The sequence below is a fragment of the Leptothoe sp. ISB3NOV94-8A genome, assembly GCF_043421595.1.
Taxonomy (GTDB): domain Bacteria; phylum Cyanobacteriota; class Cyanobacteriia; order Phormidesmidales; family Phormidesmidaceae; genus Leptothoe; species Leptothoe turfae.
Genome location: NZ_JAXSQW010000004.1, coordinates 365291 through 382020, shown reverse-complemented (window position 1 = coordinate 382020; position 16730 = coordinate 365291). Strand labels below are relative to the sequence as shown.

At 46.4% G+C, this 16730-nt stretch carries 12 protein-coding genes; all 12 read right to left on the bottom strand.

Annotated elements, in window-relative coordinates; all coding sequences use genetic code 11:
• Positions 1 to 34: 34 nt before the first annotated feature.
• On the bottom strand, positions 35 to 1126 hold the full coding sequence (locus SPB21_RS34855) for an IS481 family transposase (protein ID WP_499866134.1): 1092 nt from the start codon (positions 1124 to 1126) through the stop codon (positions 35 to 37).
• Positions 1127 to 1223: 97 nt separating this feature from the next.
• Positions 1224 to 2393, bottom strand: coding sequence for a hypothetical protein (locus SPB21_RS34850; RefSeq protein WP_499869633.1), 1170 nt, complete (start codon positions 2391 to 2393; stop codon positions 1224 to 1226).
• 475 nt (positions 2394 to 2868) lie between these two features.
• Positions 2869 to 4137, bottom strand: a complete 1269-nt coding sequence (locus SPB21_RS34845; protein ID WP_499869632.1) for a hypothetical protein — start codon at positions 4135 to 4137, stop codon at positions 2869 to 2871.
• A 62-nt stretch (positions 4138 to 4199) separates the two neighbouring features.
• Positions 4200 to 5513, bottom strand: coding sequence for a hypothetical protein (locus SPB21_RS34840; RefSeq protein ID WP_499869631.1), 1314 nt, complete (start codon positions 5511 to 5513; stop codon positions 4200 to 4202).
• Between the two features lie 173 nt (positions 5514 to 5686).
• Entirely contained in the window at positions 5687 to 6433 is a 747-nt protein-coding gene (locus SPB21_RS34835; RefSeq protein ID WP_499869630.1) for a hypothetical protein, read from the bottom strand.
• Positions 6423 to 6848 carry a hypothetical protein gene (locus SPB21_RS34830; protein WP_499869629.1) on the bottom strand — a complete coding sequence of 142 codons (426 nt, stop codon included), beginning with the start codon at positions 6846 to 6848 and terminating at the stop codon, positions 6423 to 6425. The genes SPB21_RS34835 and SPB21_RS34830 overlap by 11 nt, the downstream gene beginning before the upstream one ends.
• Entirely contained in the window at positions 6841 to 9066 is a 2226-nt protein-coding gene (locus SPB21_RS34825; RefSeq protein WP_499869627.1) for a hypothetical protein, read from the bottom strand. The genes SPB21_RS34830 and SPB21_RS34825 overlap by 8 nt, the downstream gene beginning before the upstream one ends.
• 55 nt (positions 9067 to 9121) lie before the next feature.
• On the bottom strand, positions 9122 to 10144 hold the full coding sequence (locus SPB21_RS34820; protein ID WP_163665619.1) for a hypothetical protein: 1023 nt from the start codon (positions 10142 to 10144) through the stop codon (positions 9122 to 9124).
• 84 nt (positions 10145 to 10228) lie between these two features.
• Positions 10229 to 11944: a hypothetical protein gene (locus SPB21_RS34815; protein ID WP_499869625.1), complete on the bottom strand. Its 1716-nt coding sequence runs from the start codon at positions 11942 to 11944 to the stop codon at positions 10229 to 10231.
• 269 nt (positions 11945 to 12213) lie between these two features.
• Entirely contained in the window at positions 12214 to 14520 is a 2307-nt protein-coding gene (locus tag SPB21_RS34810; RefSeq protein ID WP_499869623.1) for a beta strand repeat-containing protein, read from the bottom strand.
• A 177-nt stretch (positions 14521 to 14697) separates the two neighbouring features.
• A complete protein-coding gene (locus SPB21_RS34805) occupies positions 14698 to 15306 on the bottom strand; it encodes a hypothetical protein (RefSeq protein WP_499869622.1) in 609 nt (202 codons plus the stop codon).
• Between the two features lie 54 nt (positions 15307 to 15360).
• Positions 15361 to 16662, bottom strand: coding sequence for a S8 family peptidase (locus SPB21_RS34800; protein ID WP_499869620.1), 1302 nt, complete (start codon positions 16660 to 16662; stop codon positions 15361 to 15363).
• Between the last annotated feature and the right edge of the window lie 68 nt (positions 16663 to 16730).

The window sequence follows — 16730 nt, the reverse complement described above, 5'->3', positions numbered from 1 at the left end:
TGTAATAGATCAAACTTCATCTGACAGAAGGGGGTTATCTGACACTTAGAGACTTGTCAGGTTGTGTTTGATTTTTTACACTCTTTTCTCCGTATTGATCTAATTGTTTTTCGTTTGCTAAATGCGCACTATCGAGAAAGGTTTGTATGGGCGTCTTGCCGTAACAATATCGACCTGAATGGGGTCGTTCCCAATTGTAATACTCTATCCATTCATCCACATCGTTTTGTAGGTCTTCAAGGCTTTGATAGACTTTTTTACGAAACGCAATTTGATAAAACTCCTCCAAAATGGTGCGATGAAAGCGTTCACAAATCCCATTGGTTTGGGGTGATCTGGCTTTCGTTCGCGTATGGTCAATGTCTTCAATGGCCAGGTAGAGTTGATATTCATGGTGTTCGACATTGCCACAATATTCGGTGCCTCGGTCCGTCAAAATCCTCAGTAATGGAATGCTCTGTTCCTCATAGAATGGGATTACTCGGTCATTGAGCGTATCAGCGGCCACCAGCGCATTCTTACGGTCATACAGCTTCACCTGAGCCACCCGAGTGTAGGTATCAATGAAGGTTTGCTGATAAATCCGTCCGATGCCTTTGATGTGACCCACATAGAAGGTGTCTTGAGAGCCTAGATACCCCGGATGATGGGTTTCTATTTCCCCATGGGCTTCCTTTTGTTCCTTCGCCTTTTCGAGGGCTTTTACCTGCGCTTCGGTGAGGATTAGGTTGTCTTGAGCCGCTTTCGCTTCCAGTGCTTTGAGCCGGAGCTTAAACGTTTGAAGGTCATGCCGTAGCCAAATAGAGCGAACACCGCCTGGAGAGACAAAGAGGCCGTGTTTCTTCAGTTCATTCGAGACACGCACCTGGCCGTAGGCCGGTTGGTCTGTGGCAAACGCAACGACGGCGGCTTCTACCTCTGGGTCGACTCGGTTCTTGACGCAGGGCTTTTTACGGTCAATGTCGCGTAGAGCCGCTTCTCCACCGGTCTCGTAGAGTTCTTTATAGCGATAGAACGAATCTCGCGATACGCCCATCACTTTGCATGCCTTGGAGACGTTGCCGAGGGTTTTGGCTAGATTTAAGATGCCTAAGCGATTCTTGACGATCTTGTCTTGGGTATTCATTGTGACACTCCTGATTCAGTGTGAGTTTACAGGTTGTGTCAGATAAAGTCTTAACTATTACAGTTACAGGAACGTCGTAACGTATCTTAGTTCTGTTTTAGGGTCGGAGGTAAACTGGTATAACTATCTGGGGTACCAGGTTTATGATTGCTGGGTTTGCGTTATTGTCGTTTAACTTTGTATTCCTGCCCCATGTCCAAACTGTTTTATGGTCTGGCATGTAAACCCAATGCTGCAATAAGTTGTATGGGATTAGGTTCTTGACCTTTGCCGATTTATAGTGCTTGGTGGTGTCGTATGTATTATTAGTTATGTGGTAAGGCGAATATACTCCAACATAACAGGGAAATTTGATTGACTGCCATTGAACCGGATCTGCCTTAGGGTGGGGCCTAACAGCAGCTAGATTATTAGTGTATATTTCCTTTAATGTTCTTTTATCATGGCCCTTTATTTCTTTTTGGATCTTGGCTTTGACTTTATTCTCATCGACCAGTTTAACTGGGGCCTGTATATTGGCGACTTCATAGTCTCGTAGTGGATATCCTGTGCCAATGTCCATTAAATCGCTCAGTAGGCGAAGAGCTCTGACAGTTAACGCTAAATCACCTGTCTTGGGGTCAGGGCCGGCACTTTTCTGCTGCATGTTCTTTAACTTCGTCTGGGGGCGTAATGTAAACTCATGGGCGGTATTAAAATCTTCCAGAGCTAACCACTCATGCGGTGCCGTAGCTTTCAAATGATCTTTGAAGAACAGAAGGACTGAGATAATGAGGATATAGTCGCCAACATTTGAACTATTTTTGAGGTCTATTATGGTATTACTTTGGCCTTTTTGCTTTCCATATTGGTCGAACCTCTTGTTAAGTCTATTCCAGATAATTGACTTACTAGCTGTGGCTGGGTTAGTTTGGCTGGTTGCTGTCATATGCTTGTACGTTGAACGCCACATAGACTGTTGGGAGATTTTTTCATATGTGTGGATTGCATAGATCAGCTTGTTTATCTCTTCCCTCTTTGCATCCTTTTTCTCCGAGCTACTCTGCTTATTGACACTGACAAGGTGGAGTAACGCCATTATCGCTGATGTGATGCCACAATTGCCCTCGTCATTCTGATTTAATACTCCGGGATCGGTGATAATGGCGTCTAAACGGTTTGCATAATCCACATTGTCTTTTTTCGCTGCATTTTCCACATCTGACCAGCTTTGGTATGCCTGTCCCATGCTGTAGGTGGCATGGTGATGTGACGGATGTGGTTGCATCGGAATTGACCGATATGGTCTAATTATTCTGTTTTTTTGTGTGTTCTGCTGGGATTGTACAGATACTGACTGTCTTGCATTGAGGGCTTGTTGAAGTTCTATTAACCGATTCATGGCTTCTTCTCGTTGTGGTTAGGTAATGGTGATCAATCGAAGTACTTTCTCTTCTTCTGCTCAAATGATCAGAGGTTTCACTCAGATAAAATCTATTTGATTTTCTGGTTGAACGACTTTCTCTATCCTCTCTTTGTTGTGCTCTAGATAAATCTCTTAGCAACGCCATACTAGCTAAATGCCGCCAATATTTCGTCCATAATTATCTTCACAATGTTGATTAAAATCCATAGATATTGGACATCATGTCATCCGAAGGTCGTGGTGCATCAAGCGAAAGGTAGTTTGATGATGCAGGAAAAAACCTTTGGCTAAGCAGTTTTTAACGGCTAGCGAAAGTTTCATGTGGTTGATCTTTTTCCTACACGTTTTCTATTACTTCATTGGACTCTCTAGTCTCAGTTTCTTGAGGCATTTCAGCTTCATGCTCTTGTTGTTCTTTTTCACTCATCTCAACTCTCCCCTCTGCCTCACTTAACGACTGCATCTGGGCTAGATCCGCTGCTAACGCTGCCTCATCTAATGTCAATGACGCACTGTGATCTGAGGATATTGGGCGGTTTCCAGTTCGTGCCTTATGGGGCTGATTTTGTTTCTCTGTTGTCTGTTGTAACTCCTGATCAAACTCATCAAACCGCTGTTCTAGGGAAATGGTGCCTAAGTTAAACGAGGTTGCATGGCTCATATTATGTCCCATGCGGTCAAACACATCATGGGCTCGTGACCCAGTCATATCTTCCTTAACCTCAACCGGTTGACTACTCACCGGTATTACCGGCGTATCATCCATTTGATTGTGGGGCATATGGGACGACATTTGATCAAACACATCGTGGGGATCAGCCACCGCTTCTCGGATGTCATCGGGTAATGCTGAGGTTGTCTCTGTTGATGCAGCTGTCGATAACTGGTGAGCATCTTTGTTGGCCTTAACCCTGTCACTGCGACCTTGGTCATAGGTTTTCTTGCCACTGAGAATCGCCTGAAGGTCTGCAGCAAAGGCACGATCGCTCATCGCCTGGTCACTCTGGGCCTTCTCTGATGCCGTATCGAGATCGCTAAAGTCCAAATCCTCTGCCAACGTATCCTCGTCAAGATCAGCGACTGAAAATGGCTGCCCAAATGACTGCCCAATAGTCCCTTGCTGATCATCTTGCTCGCCATCCTCTAAGTCAAAGGACTCGACTTCAAAGGCTGAAGTCCTTCTATTATCATTCCACTTAAAGGAACTGGCTGCATGGTCATCCTCGTCATAGTCGTCGTCTATGCCAAAGGTGCTAACACTGTAGGCACCCTCATCGTCCTTATCCTCACGCCACTCAAAGGTGGTGGCCACATGGTCATCCTCGTCATAACCGTCGTCCATGCTGAAGGCATTGGCTGCACGGTCATCCTCGCCATAATCTTCGTCCCCATAGGCAGCTGCATAGGCTGTGTTAGCTATGTAGGAATTACTCTCGCTGTTATAGGTCAGCTCAATGGGCTCATCCCAGTCAAAGGATTGTGCCTGAGTGTAAACCTGGTGCGACTGTTGTTTAGGTGGGCCATGGTATCGTTTTCTTCGATATTTTTTTGGTTTGTCAGAAGAGCTACAGAGGTTATGTTCTAACGTGAGGAGTCGATTTTTCATAGGAGGCAGAGGAAAGAAAAAAGTAACGAATTACAAGTAAAAAGTAGAGATTGACTATGAAGTCATGATGCTTTTGGAGAGGACTGAGTTGTGTTTTGTGCGCTTGGCGTAGACTGTTTATTGGACTGTTTTCGTCTATGGCGTTTGCGTTGTAGCTGTGCCATATGGTTTACCAATTGGGGCGGACAGGCTAGCTGATAGGTCAACAGCAATACGTTGTTACGTAGTCCTTCTATATCAAAGGTTGATGGGAGTGTACTATCAACACTGGTATCGTCAGTGTCAACTATTGGCACTACATCAATCGTAGCTGCCGAAGCTGGGATATCTTTGGTCGGAGTCTCTTTAGAGAATATAGCCTTCTCTGATGACTGCATTTGACTACCAGAGAAGACTTTGACGACTTGGCTCTCAAGCGACGGAACATTTGATTGTGCTTCCCGCTCGTAGTTAGGGTTAACCTTGGGATAGTTCTCTAATTGCAAATCTCCGTCAGCGATTTGCAAATTATCTGTTAATCTTATCTGCTCCCGTGCAATAGGTGGCTGTGCAATCTCCACTTCTGTAACATCTTGTTGTATAACGCCGGTTGACTCAACTGATGAGGCATCAGCGTCTGTCGTACAAACCTCGTCAACGGCTCCATTGGTTGCAGGTGGATAGAACGTAGTAGCAACAGTTGCTGGCTCTGGAAGATCGGAAGAGAGACCAAGTCTGGCCTGGCGAATGGTGGTGGCCAGGGATTTATAGCTGGTTAGGGGGGCAGTTGGTTGTGGGTTAGAGGTTTGGGTAGAGCGAGATGCAGGAGGAGCAGATGGGGTAGGCTTTGACGGATGCTTAGCCCAAGGAGGTGCAGAAGAAGATTCTAGGAGGGAATTAAGGGTTTGTCGGCGTTGTTTTTTGGCAATGGTGTCTGGTGTGGGAGTGACCGAAAATGTTTCGACAATATTGGGATTAATGGGGGTGGGAACGGTGGGAAGATCGACATTAGGTGTACGAGTTTTTGGGAAGCTATGATATCGTTGGCCCAGCTGGGCAGCCAGCTGACGATAGGCTCCGGCAGACTGCTGAGTTGGCTGTGGTTGCGGGTTTTGTAGGGCTGGATTAGGGGCGACTGACGCTGGCGCATGTTGGGGCTGTTTTAATCGGGGAGTAGGAGGCTCACCTAGCCGTTGCATCAGTGCCTTATAGTCCATAGATGGGGGTGCTTCCTGTTTTTTCATGGATGCCTGCTGTGTTTCTTTTGCCCGTCGTCTTCGTCGCACTGGTTGCTGCAACGGTTGCTGACGTACAGACCTGACCCGAGGCTGATGCCCTCGGATATGGTGCTCCAGGGCTAATAGACGATTGTGGCTAAGTGGCGTGTAAGCAGACATGGTGAGTTCAAAGGTGAAAATTCAAAGTTCAAAGTTTAAGTAACAAGATTCTCGTAAGGTGACTAATTTAATTCCCTTAAATCCCCTCTCGGGAGGGGCACCTGAAAGGCGAGGTGGGTTAACCACTAACGCTACTAACCGATTCCCCAATTCGCTCCCTATGGCGGCTTCGTCTAAGATTCCAAATTCATCGTAAATACGGCATAGGGATCCAACGCTACCTTAAGCTGATTGTCGTGGCCTGTTAGGTGAGTTTGATTAACCTTGATCTTGAGCTGTTTGTTATTTGCGGAAAGAATCTCCACTGGCTGATCGTTGATCACCGCTGCCGGAAACTGATCCAACGACTGGGCACTGGCTAAGTTGTTACCTTCCAAGGTTAAAACCGTATCGCCCTGGGCTTTAGAAAGGCTGGCCTTGGCCACACTGGGTGGATGCTCCTGACGGCGGGCCTGGTTAATAAGATTGGCCAGGCTGCTATAGCTCACTTTCTTTTTGGTCACCTTACCCAGGTCCACATTGCGATCTTCGACGGTGCGACGTAAATCTTCGGTGGATTGAATACCAAGTTTTTTTAGCTCCTTACGTTCGTGGTCAGGTATGTCCACCTCATCAATGGACGTTTCCCCATGCTGAATTGGCGGGCGAGTCACTTCTCGAATTTGGCTGTCGCTAATGGACCCGAGCTGGAAGGAGATTTTGGACGCACCCTTTTCCCCTGGCTTGGCCGTGGTAAAGCGTACGTTGTCACCATCAAACTCTGGAAACAACTGGAGTTCTAGATTCATATCCTGCACCATGTAGGTCAATCGGCGGTTTAAACCTTTGACCGACAATGTGTCTTGGGCCTTGTCTAACTCAAGGATCAAGGAGTCAAGAAAGGATTCTAAATTCCAAGATTTGTTTCCTTTAGTGACCATAGCGAGCCTCCACAATGCGCATCTGCATTTGATGGAACATTGGCAATACGGTGGTGGCCGTCCGCTGGGTGGGCGGGGCTCCCTTGAGGGTAACCTGACCCGCTTCATCCACTATTATCCGCAGTTCAACGGGCATATCCAGCTTGATTTCTTCCACCGTTAAGACCTGCCCTGTGTCCGGATCCACTCGCTGTTTTTCGTAGTCCGCCAGGGTAGGTATCAGGTCCGCTAGGGGGAGCAGCGGATCTAGCTCTTCAAACTGTTCACTGCTGGTGGCAGCTGTGACAATAGGGTCTGGAGAGGTAACTTCTAACTCGATCATCTCTGACGGTGTGACGTCACTCCTGCCAGGCAGCGGTGGGACTGGCTGGCTGGGATTAGGAGAATTTGTAGGAGGTTCTGTATGGTTATTCATCGCTAACGCCTATAAAGTGGGCTTTCGTGGGCATGGGGAAATATACTGGCGCTTCGCTTAGCTCTGTCACATGGCCGTTTTCATCAATGTCTGAGACTCGCTTGAGCAGGATACGCTGCAGTTTGAACTCTGGATATACCCATAGGGCCACCGTGCTACCTCTGCGGCCCCTAAATTTGACTGAACTGCGGGCCAGGGCATTAAACAAATCAATATTGTCGCGATTAAATAGGGCGTTTAACTGTTCATCGTTGAGGGGGGTATGGTGAGAGATTTGTCCCAGCAGCTCATTGAGCCGCTCGGGATTAAGCATCATGCCGGCCTTGAGTTTGCCTTCCTGGTGACTATGGCTGGTTTGCTCAATCCGGGTAAGGGTTTCCATGCGCGCCAGAGTGGTGCGATCGCGTTCCAACGAGTAGTAGTACTTGCAGTCCAGGGTCAACTGACGTCGCTGCTTCGACAGTTGACCCTGCCACAACTTGTGCCAGTAAGACCGGTAGCGATCCACATCGTTAAGCGCCACCGTCTCCCCCTGACCTTCAATGCGGTCAAAGCAATAGTCCCGCACCAGGGTAATCATCTGGGTCATACTGGTCCCCATGCGCTTTTTCCCCTTGGTCCGTTGGGAGCGCCCGCCCCAGGCAAGCACCGCCATCACCAAATAATCCTCGTTGGGTTCGAGCATAGCCAACTGCTCTTGGGACAGCGTTGGCACGACAGTCAAAGGACCATGGGTGAGATCCTCCACCCGATATGTCTTCTCAATTAAAACTTCCAAGGTTTCCGGATTTTTTACCAGGATCTGGAGAATCCCCCTGGCAATCGGTCGCGGAGTATCTAACTTAAGAGGAAAGGCAATATCATGCCCCTGATGGTAGAGCACCCGAGTACGACCGTGGAGCATTAGGGGAGTGACCTGCATAAAGTCCAGCCGTACCCGAGCCACCCGTCGATAGTCAATTTCCTGAGGCGACCAGGTCAGAGCATTGACCATTGCCGAGCTATAGGCCCACTTCTCCATAGCCGTATCATCTACATTCTCTATCAGTTTCTCAATGTGCTGCTGATCTTGTTTTTTATCCTCCATACTGACCTTAGCCACCTGGGTAACACTGTCGGTGACCGCCCCCAACAGTTTGGTGGGGGATATATTTTGCAGCATCATCTGTACAGTTTCTGGGGTCAGCACCTGCTGTAGCAACGGCATCAGGGAGGTCATCAACCCGCTGAGATTGGCCGCCCCGCCAGCTGACCCTAACAAGGACGACGCCCCGCCAGCCGCTCCGGCAGCCGCCCCACCCTCTCCCAGCAAGGCTGCCAGGGCTGGCAGAAACAGTGTTTGGGAATAGCCGCTAGCAGATGCGGCGGTTGAAAAGCCGTTTATACTGCCATGGGAGCGGCCAGCGGCCCCCGCCATAGCAGGCTGAGTCGCAGCCAGTTTAGCGCCAGTTGCCGATGCCCCCGCCACCGTGCCACTTTGAGCAAGAAAATTCATCAATAGTTGCATCAAGGCCTGGTTATTCAAAGCCTGTTGGCCTTGTCCGCCCTTAGGGGACAGCAGAGCCGTGCCTGCATTCATCAGCAGTTGCTGATTCTGAGGATTTTGCAGAAAGGTACCCGCCTGTTTAAGGGCAGTCTGGGCCTGGGGATTGGTAACAACAGCCGTGGCCACTTTCTTGGCAGCCGGAATCAGCTTGCTAATAAAGGAGGAGAATCCTCCCATAGCCAGCGCCATATCCAGCGGGGGTGTTTCTTTATACGCAAAGGCAACCACCTCAACCGGCGGCTGGGCGATTGGTTGTGATGGCATAGGGACCTCCAAACTTAGGGAAACGGAAGAACGCGGGTTAGGGTGAACACCCCCTTGGGAAGAATGATGCTCACGGGGCAACCCGATAATGGGAAGCTCAACAATCTCAGAGAGGGCGAGGCCTTCTTGTTGAGCTGAACGAAAACTAAAGAGTTGAATATGACGATGGTTGCGACCAAACTGTTCTTTGGGAATAGCTAGGGTCTTACGACCTAAACTTTCCGGCGGCAACGGTCCCATCAAGGGTGACACAACGTTTGGACCCTCTAGCTGTTTGAGACCGTTAACCCGATAGATGTCCCCATCGCCGATGTGATAGCGGTAGTACCGATTGGTAATGCCAATATCAATATCAAAATGGGCATAATTATCATCAGTGTCTTGCCATCTTAAAATTGCCAGGGCCATGGTGTTTGCTCGATGTTGTCAAAAACCAAACGAGAGTCTGGACGCTAACCATTGATTATCCCCCTGGCAACTGTCCTGGTTGTTGCGGTTGAGCCCCTGCCTGGTTTTGTGGTGCTTCGCCACCATACATGGAAGCAAAGTTGTCTAGCTTAAAGTAATCTGACTTAAATACTAGCTCCACCGATCCCGTGATCTGGGCTGCTAAATCTGTTGTCGCCGTACTCTTAGCAGAAGACACACTAATTTTGCTGCGCTTTCTAGCACGGGAACTGCGTCGACCAATAAAGCCAAAGAGTCCCCCTCCATGGGTACCACCGGTCTTCGTGGTCGTTGTTTGAGCCGCCTTGTCAGTCTTGTTAATCTTTTCAGTAGCCTTGACATCAAAAACAACGGCTGCTTTTACCGTACCTCGTTCGACCACCAGTCGAGAGATACCCATTAAAATAGTCTCTCGCAATAAGGCCCGTTGTTCCTTTGCCAATGCCAGTTTGGCATCCATGATTTTAGCTTTCACTTGGTTGTCACCAAGATCCAGCTGTTGCCCACTGGCATTCCCTAGAGTGGGTTCACCCTGTTCATCTTCCATAAAGCTGAACTGGTCACCCATATTATCCGCCAGGTAACCAAAGGCATCTTCGTCACTGACATTTTTGACAAAGTGGCTCAGGGATTTAGTAGCAGACTTCAGCAGTTGCTGATATTCCTGCATCTGGGTAACAGTGACGTTCAGGTTGGCGTCAAAAACCCCCGTCAGCAGATCTTCTACAAATTCAGGAAAATCCACATCACTAATAAAGTCAGAGGCCATATCACCTGTTTCCGAGCCAATTCGCTCATTCAGGTGACGCTTGTCATTGATTTGATCACTGGCTGCCAGTCCAGTTGATAGGCCTCTTTGCGCCGCTAACTGACCACCATTGCCCTCAGCTAAATCATTGTATTGATTCTGCACCATGTCTTTATACATGGCCATCTGTTCATCTCGATTCATGTTGCGGAATGTAGGTGATTCCTGCAACAACTCCCGTGCCCGCTGTCGAGCTCTATGCATTCGATCATCGTGTACTAATTGTGACATGGTACGTCAGCCTCTATATGCCCAACAAAACTATCAACAAAACCCAAATGTACAGACGTTGCACGCAACATCTCTCTCCTCTGCCTAATCCCAATCATCAAAATCATCATCCATACCGTCCATGTCATCCATACCATCGCCGTCTCTTCCAAAAGAGCCATCATCTTCCTCCATGGAGGCTTGGGCAATAATCCAGGCTTCTGCCGACGAGAGAAAACTTTGGAATGAACTGTCTTGAACAGATCCTTCGTTAAAGTTTGAAATCCACTGAAAGACTTTGTTCCCTTCTACCGCAGAAGTGCGAATAGGGGCGCTGGAGACCATTATCCCCAAGTCTTCTTTTGCAACCTGTTCAACCACTGTCCAAATACTTTCACGTCGCCCACCATAGGATGTGAGTACATAGTCAGCCTTGATAATGTCTAATGCCTCTTGTAAATGGGCATAGTCTTCAGTTACCTGCAGGTGAGCCATACCGGTCATGGTTTCACTCAGGTTGTACTGTAGGTTCTTAGTAGCTTGATAAATCGGAGCCTTGGAGACCCAACTCTCGGCTGAGTAGCTGCCCTCTGCTTTGCGGATATACTCGGCTACTTCAGACATAAGCTGGTGCCACAGTCGAGGAAAGTCTTCATTGGCCACCATATTGGAGAGTAGCTGCCCTCCACCTCGATTTAATACACGACGATACAGCATAGCCCGCTCTTGGGGAGTGGAGCGCTCACTGCGCAGTTTATGGTAGCGGTAAAGGGCGGCAGCCGTTGTGCCATCGGGGACATCGAGAACGCCTCCGGCCCAGCGTAGTACCAGGGCATTGGCCACATCAAATACATGCATCCGTTCACCAATGCAGTAGATGTAGTCTAGGGCCCCTGCTGCTAAAATGTTGTCCGGACTAACGCCCTGCTCTTCGATACTCTCAAAGGTATCAACGGAAAAGTCCCAGGTGGTTTCTCCTCCTTTGATACGGGCCGTATCAATCGGATCCTCAGCAACGTTGGCGATTTTTAGCGCTTCATTATAGGCCAGGAAGAAGTATTCGTTGTAGACACCATTTGTAAAATCGCTTTCGGACGTAATTTGAACACCCAGTTTGACCAAATAATCGGTCATCCCCTGCTTAATTGCGGTGGTAAAAACAGAGCTGGGAAGAATTGTGCTCTCTCCGTTTGCCTCTTTCGTTTCTAGATTTTCAACAAACTGTTCTACATAATGGGGAATATCTCCCTCAGTATAGATGGTTGAGAGTAGCTCATTAACTGCAGGCTCAACCTTACCAACAGTAATGGGCAGCTCCTGTTCTAAGAGTAAATCCTCTAACTGCTCCCAACGTTTGTCACCGGCTTGGACCTGAATATGCTTATCGTCCAGGACCAAGGCAATCATCCGGGCTAAAAAATATCGTTTGGGGATATCGCTCACATGGCGCAATACCGAATTATATATACCTTCAGTATCGTCTTTATCTATGCCATCACCGCTACTTACTGTACTATCATAATAAGTAATATCTCCAACATAAATAGATTTCCTGAGCAGCGTTGCGTAGATTATTGGCTCAGAGAGCAATAATCGTAAAACATTATCTAACCCAGACTTATTTAACCGTTCAGTTATGACGGAGATAGTACCTAGCATCCCTTCGGTGGCAAGATAGGTTTTAGCCTGATCGCTACTTGCCAGGTTATCGTCTTTATCTTGGTAATAGAGTCTAGTTTTTTCTAATGCAGTTGTAGCGTAGGAATCTAAAGTAACAGATGGCTCAGTAATTTGTAGTACTAGATCTACGGTATCAGTCATGATAATTCTCCCAAAAAATCAATAGAATGAACAGGTTGAAACGACGTCTTGAAGACTTTGGTCAGGGTATATCGGGTTGGTCTTTATTCTGTCTATTCCCGATATTTCCTGTTGGGTAAATGTTGAAAATAATCCATGAGAGCCTTTCTAATTTAGGTTGGCGGAGATAGACCGGAACTTTCAGTAATGTCATAGTTGGAGTGGTAGAGATAGAGATAGATTGAAACCCTTAATAGAGTCATATTGCAAAGGTTGTAAGGATTGAGTTATTAAGTTGAACTAGTAAACAGGCTCCAAACCAGATCCCAATTGTCGATATCGCTGACAACAGTTTCCTCTTCCCCTTCCTCTCCTATTATTTGAGCTATTATGTCGGCCAACGATGTTGTATTGAGAGATGAGGAGCTAATAGCTGCGTTCACGGCATCTCTAATATCGTCTTCAATCAAGTAACTGTTGATAGCGTTAGTGACTGTTGTGGTTAAGCCTGCATTGGTAATCGTTGTGTTTACGGTATCTCTAATATCGTCTTCGACCGAATAACTGTTAATAGCGTTAGTGACTGTTGTGGCTAAGCCCGCATTGGTAATCGTTGTGTTTACGGTATCTCTAATATCGTCTTCAATCAAGTAACTGTTAATAGTGTCAGTGGCCGTTGTGGCTAAGCCCGCATTGGTAATCGCTGTGCTTACGGCATCTCTAATATCGTCTTCAATCAAGTAACTGTTAATAGTGTCAGTGACTGTTGTATCTAAGGAGGAACTGGTAATCGTTGTGTTTACGGTATCTCTAATATCGTCTTCGATCGAATAACTGTTGATAGTGTTAGTGACTGTTGTGGCTAAGCCCGCATTGGTAATCGTTGTGTTTACGGTATCTCTAATATCGTCTTCGATCGAATAACTGTTAATAGCGTTAGTGGCCGTTGTGGCTAAGCCCGCATTGGCAATAGCTGTGCTCACGGTATCTCTAATATCATCTTCGATCGAATAACTGTTAATAGCGTTAGTGACTGTTGTGGCTAAGCCCGCATTGGTAATCGTTGTGCTTACGGTATCTCTAATATCGTCTTCAATCAAGTAACTGTTAATAGTGTCAGTGACTGTTGTATCTAAGGAGGAACTGGTAATCGTTGTGTTTACGGTATCTCTAATATCGTCTTCGACCGAATAACTGTTGATAGTGTTAGTGACTGTTGTGGCTAAGGACGCATTGGTAATCGTTGTGTTTACGGTATCTCTAATATCGTCTTCGACCGAATAACTGTTGATAGTGTTAGTGACTGTTGTGGCTAAGCCCGCATTGGTAATCGTTGTGTTTACGGTATCTCTAATATCGTCTTCGATCGAATAACTGTTAATAGCGTTAGTGGCCGTTGTGGCTAAGCCCGCATTGGCAATAGCTGTGCTCACGGTATCTCTAATATCGTCTTCGACCGAATAATTGTTAATAGCGTTAGTGACTGTTGTGGCTAAGCCTGCATTGGCAATGGCCTCCTTCAGGTATGTACTCAGACCGTTATCAACTGAATAATTGTTAATAGCAGTATCAATAGTGATATCCAAAGACGCATTGGTAATAGTATTACTCAGGTAATTTCTAAGCTCGTCATCAACCGAATAAGTGGATACAAAATTATTAATCGTTGTATCCAAAGATTCGTTGACGATGGCATCATTCAGGTAAATACTCAGTCCGTCATCAACCGAATAATTGTTGACAGCGTTAACAATAGTTGTATCTAAGGAAATACTGTTAATAGCATCCATCAAGAAATCATTAAGCTTCTCATCAACCGGATAATTGTTGACAGCATCAGGAATAATTTTATCCAAGGAAGCACTGTTCATGGCCTCAGCCAGAAAATCATCAAGCTTCTCATCAACCGGATAATTGTTGACAGCATCAGGAATAATTTTATCCAAGGAAGCACTGTTCATGGCCTCAGCCAGAAAATCATCAAGCTTCTCATCAACCGGATAATTGTTGACAGCTGTATGAACATTTGCAGCAAAGGAAGTACTGTCAAGGGCTGTGTTCACAAAGTCAGCAATAGTCGTATTAATAATATCAGTAATAGAATCGTCAATAGCCGTTTGAACTTGGCTCATAGTAGGAGCAGCATTGGCTGTTGTTTGAGCATTGCTCGCTCTTGTTTGAGCATTGCTCGCTATCGTTTGAGCATTGCTCGCTAACAACTGAGCAGTAAGGGCTAAATTCAGAACTATCTGGGCTGCATAGGCTGTAGTAATAATCGTATCTTTTAGGGACACAAATTCACTCTTAGCCAAATAGGAATAAAGTGAGAGTACTGTTTCTGGTAAGCTATCATCACTAAACCTATCTGGGGTCCAGCGAGAGAGATCTAATCTCTGATAGAAATCTAAGCTCTCAGTCGCCAAGTCAGGTACTACCTCAGAGAGCGAAATCTCGGACTCAGTAACAAATGTTTTAACAAAGTTCTCAATACTCCATGTTGTGCCAGCTAAAACTGAAGCCGAGATAGCATTATCCACCTCACTTGATGAGGTAAGTGGGAATAATTCATAAAGTCTAGAGAAGATATCAACAGCCATCAGCTAACTCCAGAAACCAAATATTCTTTAAACCAGTTTTCAGTCACTCACCTTTATGCAACCCTATCCTTAGCCAAAGAGAGTTATCGACCAATTGCAATGGCCCTAAGCCTCGTCTTAGTAATGGAATAATACTGAAAACGAGGCGTTACCATTGCAGCATTTACGCTATCGCTCTTATGCTGTCGCGAGAGCAAACTGGGACTTAATTACTGACCAATTATCAACTTCGCCACCTGTTATGGCCTCTGTTAGGTTATCCAGTGCTGTACCCATATCACTAATTTTAATTTGAAGGGTGTCTGTAAGCGCTGCAAGGGTGATTGTGGTTGCATTTTCTGTGTTAGCTGCCGTCAAAGCACTCTCAGCATCCACAAAGAGATCATAACAAGCACCTGTCGATGTAAGACTACTACCAAAACTAGCAGATCCTTTTACTGCCTCAATTGCCGTTGACAAAGTGGTCTGTAATTGTGGCTCGATTAGCGGGTCGTCTACCAACTCAGACCCAGCCTCTGATACACGGATAGCATTGTCATAGGCTAAATAGACATCTATCAAAGCTTGGCAGGCAGCTTGCAATAAATCATTATCTATTGAGTTCGTAATTGCGTTCCCCAGTGTCCCTGTGCTAATTAGATAGTTTCTTAATGCAAGCTGTGCTCTAAGTTCAGTAATTTGTGAGTCTGCCAACGGGAAAACTGACGTTGTTGACACTTCAACAAGCTCAAGGTTGGCGCTTAGGGTGAGGGAATTATGTAGAACAAATTCATCGAAAATCATCATTAATCTCTCAAAAAAATACAACTATTACAGCGGCCTGATCTCAGTAATGTCTAGTCAGGCTGCAAACTTGTAATCTAATAAACGTAGAGCATCCAGCAAATTCAGTTTGCCAAAACCTGCCTTGGGATGTTTAAACCGTTTATCGAGCTTGTCAGCAGTGTGTTTCAGCAGGTATTTAACCTGTTGGTCGGACAAATTAGCCTTATGGTGTTGTTGCGCATAGGATTTGAGTAGAGCGATCGCACCTGCAACAAAAGGTGAAGCATGGGATGTCCCCGTGGAGAAACCATAATCATTACCAATGTAAGTACTGTAAATATCAGTGCCAGGAGCAACAAAATCTACCTGTTTACCATAGGTGGAAAAGGGTGCAACGTTACCTGATTCATCCAGCGCCCCTACCGCAATCACATGGGGCAATGCACCTGGATAATAAAGTTGTTCTTTACCATCATTACCTGAGGCGGCAACAATGGAAACTCCTTTTCGGCGGGCGTAGTTTACAACGTCTTCGTGAGGTAAACCACCACCGGTATGTTCTATCCCTAAACTCATATTAATCACATTTGCTCCATTGTCAATAGCCCATTTAATACCGGTATTAATATTGTCCACTAAGCCCGCACCAACTTTTTTAGACCCTTTTTTTAATGCGCCTAACACCCGTACTGGCAAAATCTTGCACTTAGGCACCACACCCAAAGGCATCTTTATCCCCTGACCAGCAACGATTCCAGCCACATGGGTGCCATGGCCTACTTCATCGTCTGGGTCTTCGTCATAGCCTAAATAATCACCGAGAAACTTACCGGCACCATCAATAATATCCACAAAATCTGCGCCGGGAAGTAACACATTTGTTAATTCCGGGTGATCGAGATCAACCCCCGTATCGAGAACGGCAATGGTGATTTGAGAATCTCCCTGGCTGTAATCATGGGCTTCTGGTAGGTAGATGGCTTGACGCGATCGCATATCCGTAGTGAGACTAAACCCCTTAGCAATTACCTGAGGTAGCTCAGCTGTCGCCACTCTCCCAGCCGTGACCGTTTCGACATTAGGAATAACAGCAATATCGTCAATTAACCCTGGTGGAATTTTTTTATTCTGTTGCAAAATCAGACGATATGTCCGATCAAACTTACTCTCTCTCTCATCGTGATCCCAATGAGTTTCCCTGACAGGTCTATACTCCCGCGTCACCTGAAACGAGCACCCATAGTTTTCAGCCACCCTATCCACTGTTGGCGTGAGATATATGGGTGCTGTTGCTTTACGCTGAGCAACATCCTCCCAGTAGGGAATCTGACCAGGGGCAATATCTTTAGCTAGGGTCAATAGAATATGAGGTTTCATAGCGATTCCACCGTCAGCCTGAACAGCGTTTTTTCTTCCGAACAGTTATCCATCAGATATCAGCGTGT

What these genes read in the sequence shown, in the direction of transcription:
- SPB21_RS34830 (WP_499869629.1), bottom strand. Translation starts at nt 6,848, where the DNA reads ATGAATAACCATACAGAACCTCCTACAAATTCTCCTAATCCCAGCCAG.
- SPB21_RS34815 (WP_499869625.1), bottom strand. Translation starts at nt 11,944, where the DNA reads ATGACTGATACCGTAGATCTAGTACTACAAATTACTGAGCCATCTGTT.
- SPB21_RS34825 (WP_499869627.1), bottom strand. Translation starts at nt 9,066, where the DNA reads ATGGCCCTGGCAATTTTAAGATGGCAAGACACTGATGATAATTATGCC.
- SPB21_RS34835 (WP_499869630.1), bottom strand. Translation starts at nt 6,433, where the DNA reads ATGGTCACTAAAGGAAACAAATCTTGGAATTTAGAATCCTTTCTTGAC.
- SPB21_RS34805 (WP_499869622.1), bottom strand. Translation starts at nt 15,306, where the DNA reads ATGATGATTTTCGATGAATTTGTTCTACATAATTCCCTCACCCTAAGC.
- SPB21_RS34850 (WP_499869633.1), bottom strand. Translation starts at nt 2,393, where the DNA reads ATGCAACCACATCCGTCACATCACCATGCCACCTACAGCATGGGACAG.
- SPB21_RS34855 (WP_499866134.1), bottom strand. Translation starts at nt 1,126, where the DNA reads ATGAATACCCAAGACAAGATCGTCAAGAATCGCTTAGGCATCTTAAAT.
- SPB21_RS34810 (WP_499869623.1), bottom strand. Translation starts at nt 14,520, where the DNA reads ATGGCTGTTGATATCTTCTCTAGACTTTATGAATTATTCCCACTTACC.
- SPB21_RS34800 (WP_499869620.1), bottom strand. Translation starts at nt 16,662, where the DNA reads ATGAAACCTCATATTCTATTGACCCTAGCTAAAGATATTGCCCCTGGT.
- SPB21_RS34820 (WP_163665619.1), bottom strand. Translation starts at nt 10,144, where the DNA reads ATGTCACAATTAGTACACGATGATCGAATGCATAGAGCTCGACAGCGG.
- SPB21_RS34840 (WP_499869631.1), bottom strand. Translation starts at nt 5,513, where the DNA reads ATGTCTGCTTACACGCCACTTAGCCACAATCGTCTATTAGCCCTGGAG.
- SPB21_RS34845 (WP_499869632.1), bottom strand. Translation starts at nt 4,137, where the DNA reads ATGAAAAATCGACTCCTCACGTTAGAACATAACCTCTGTAGCTCTTCT.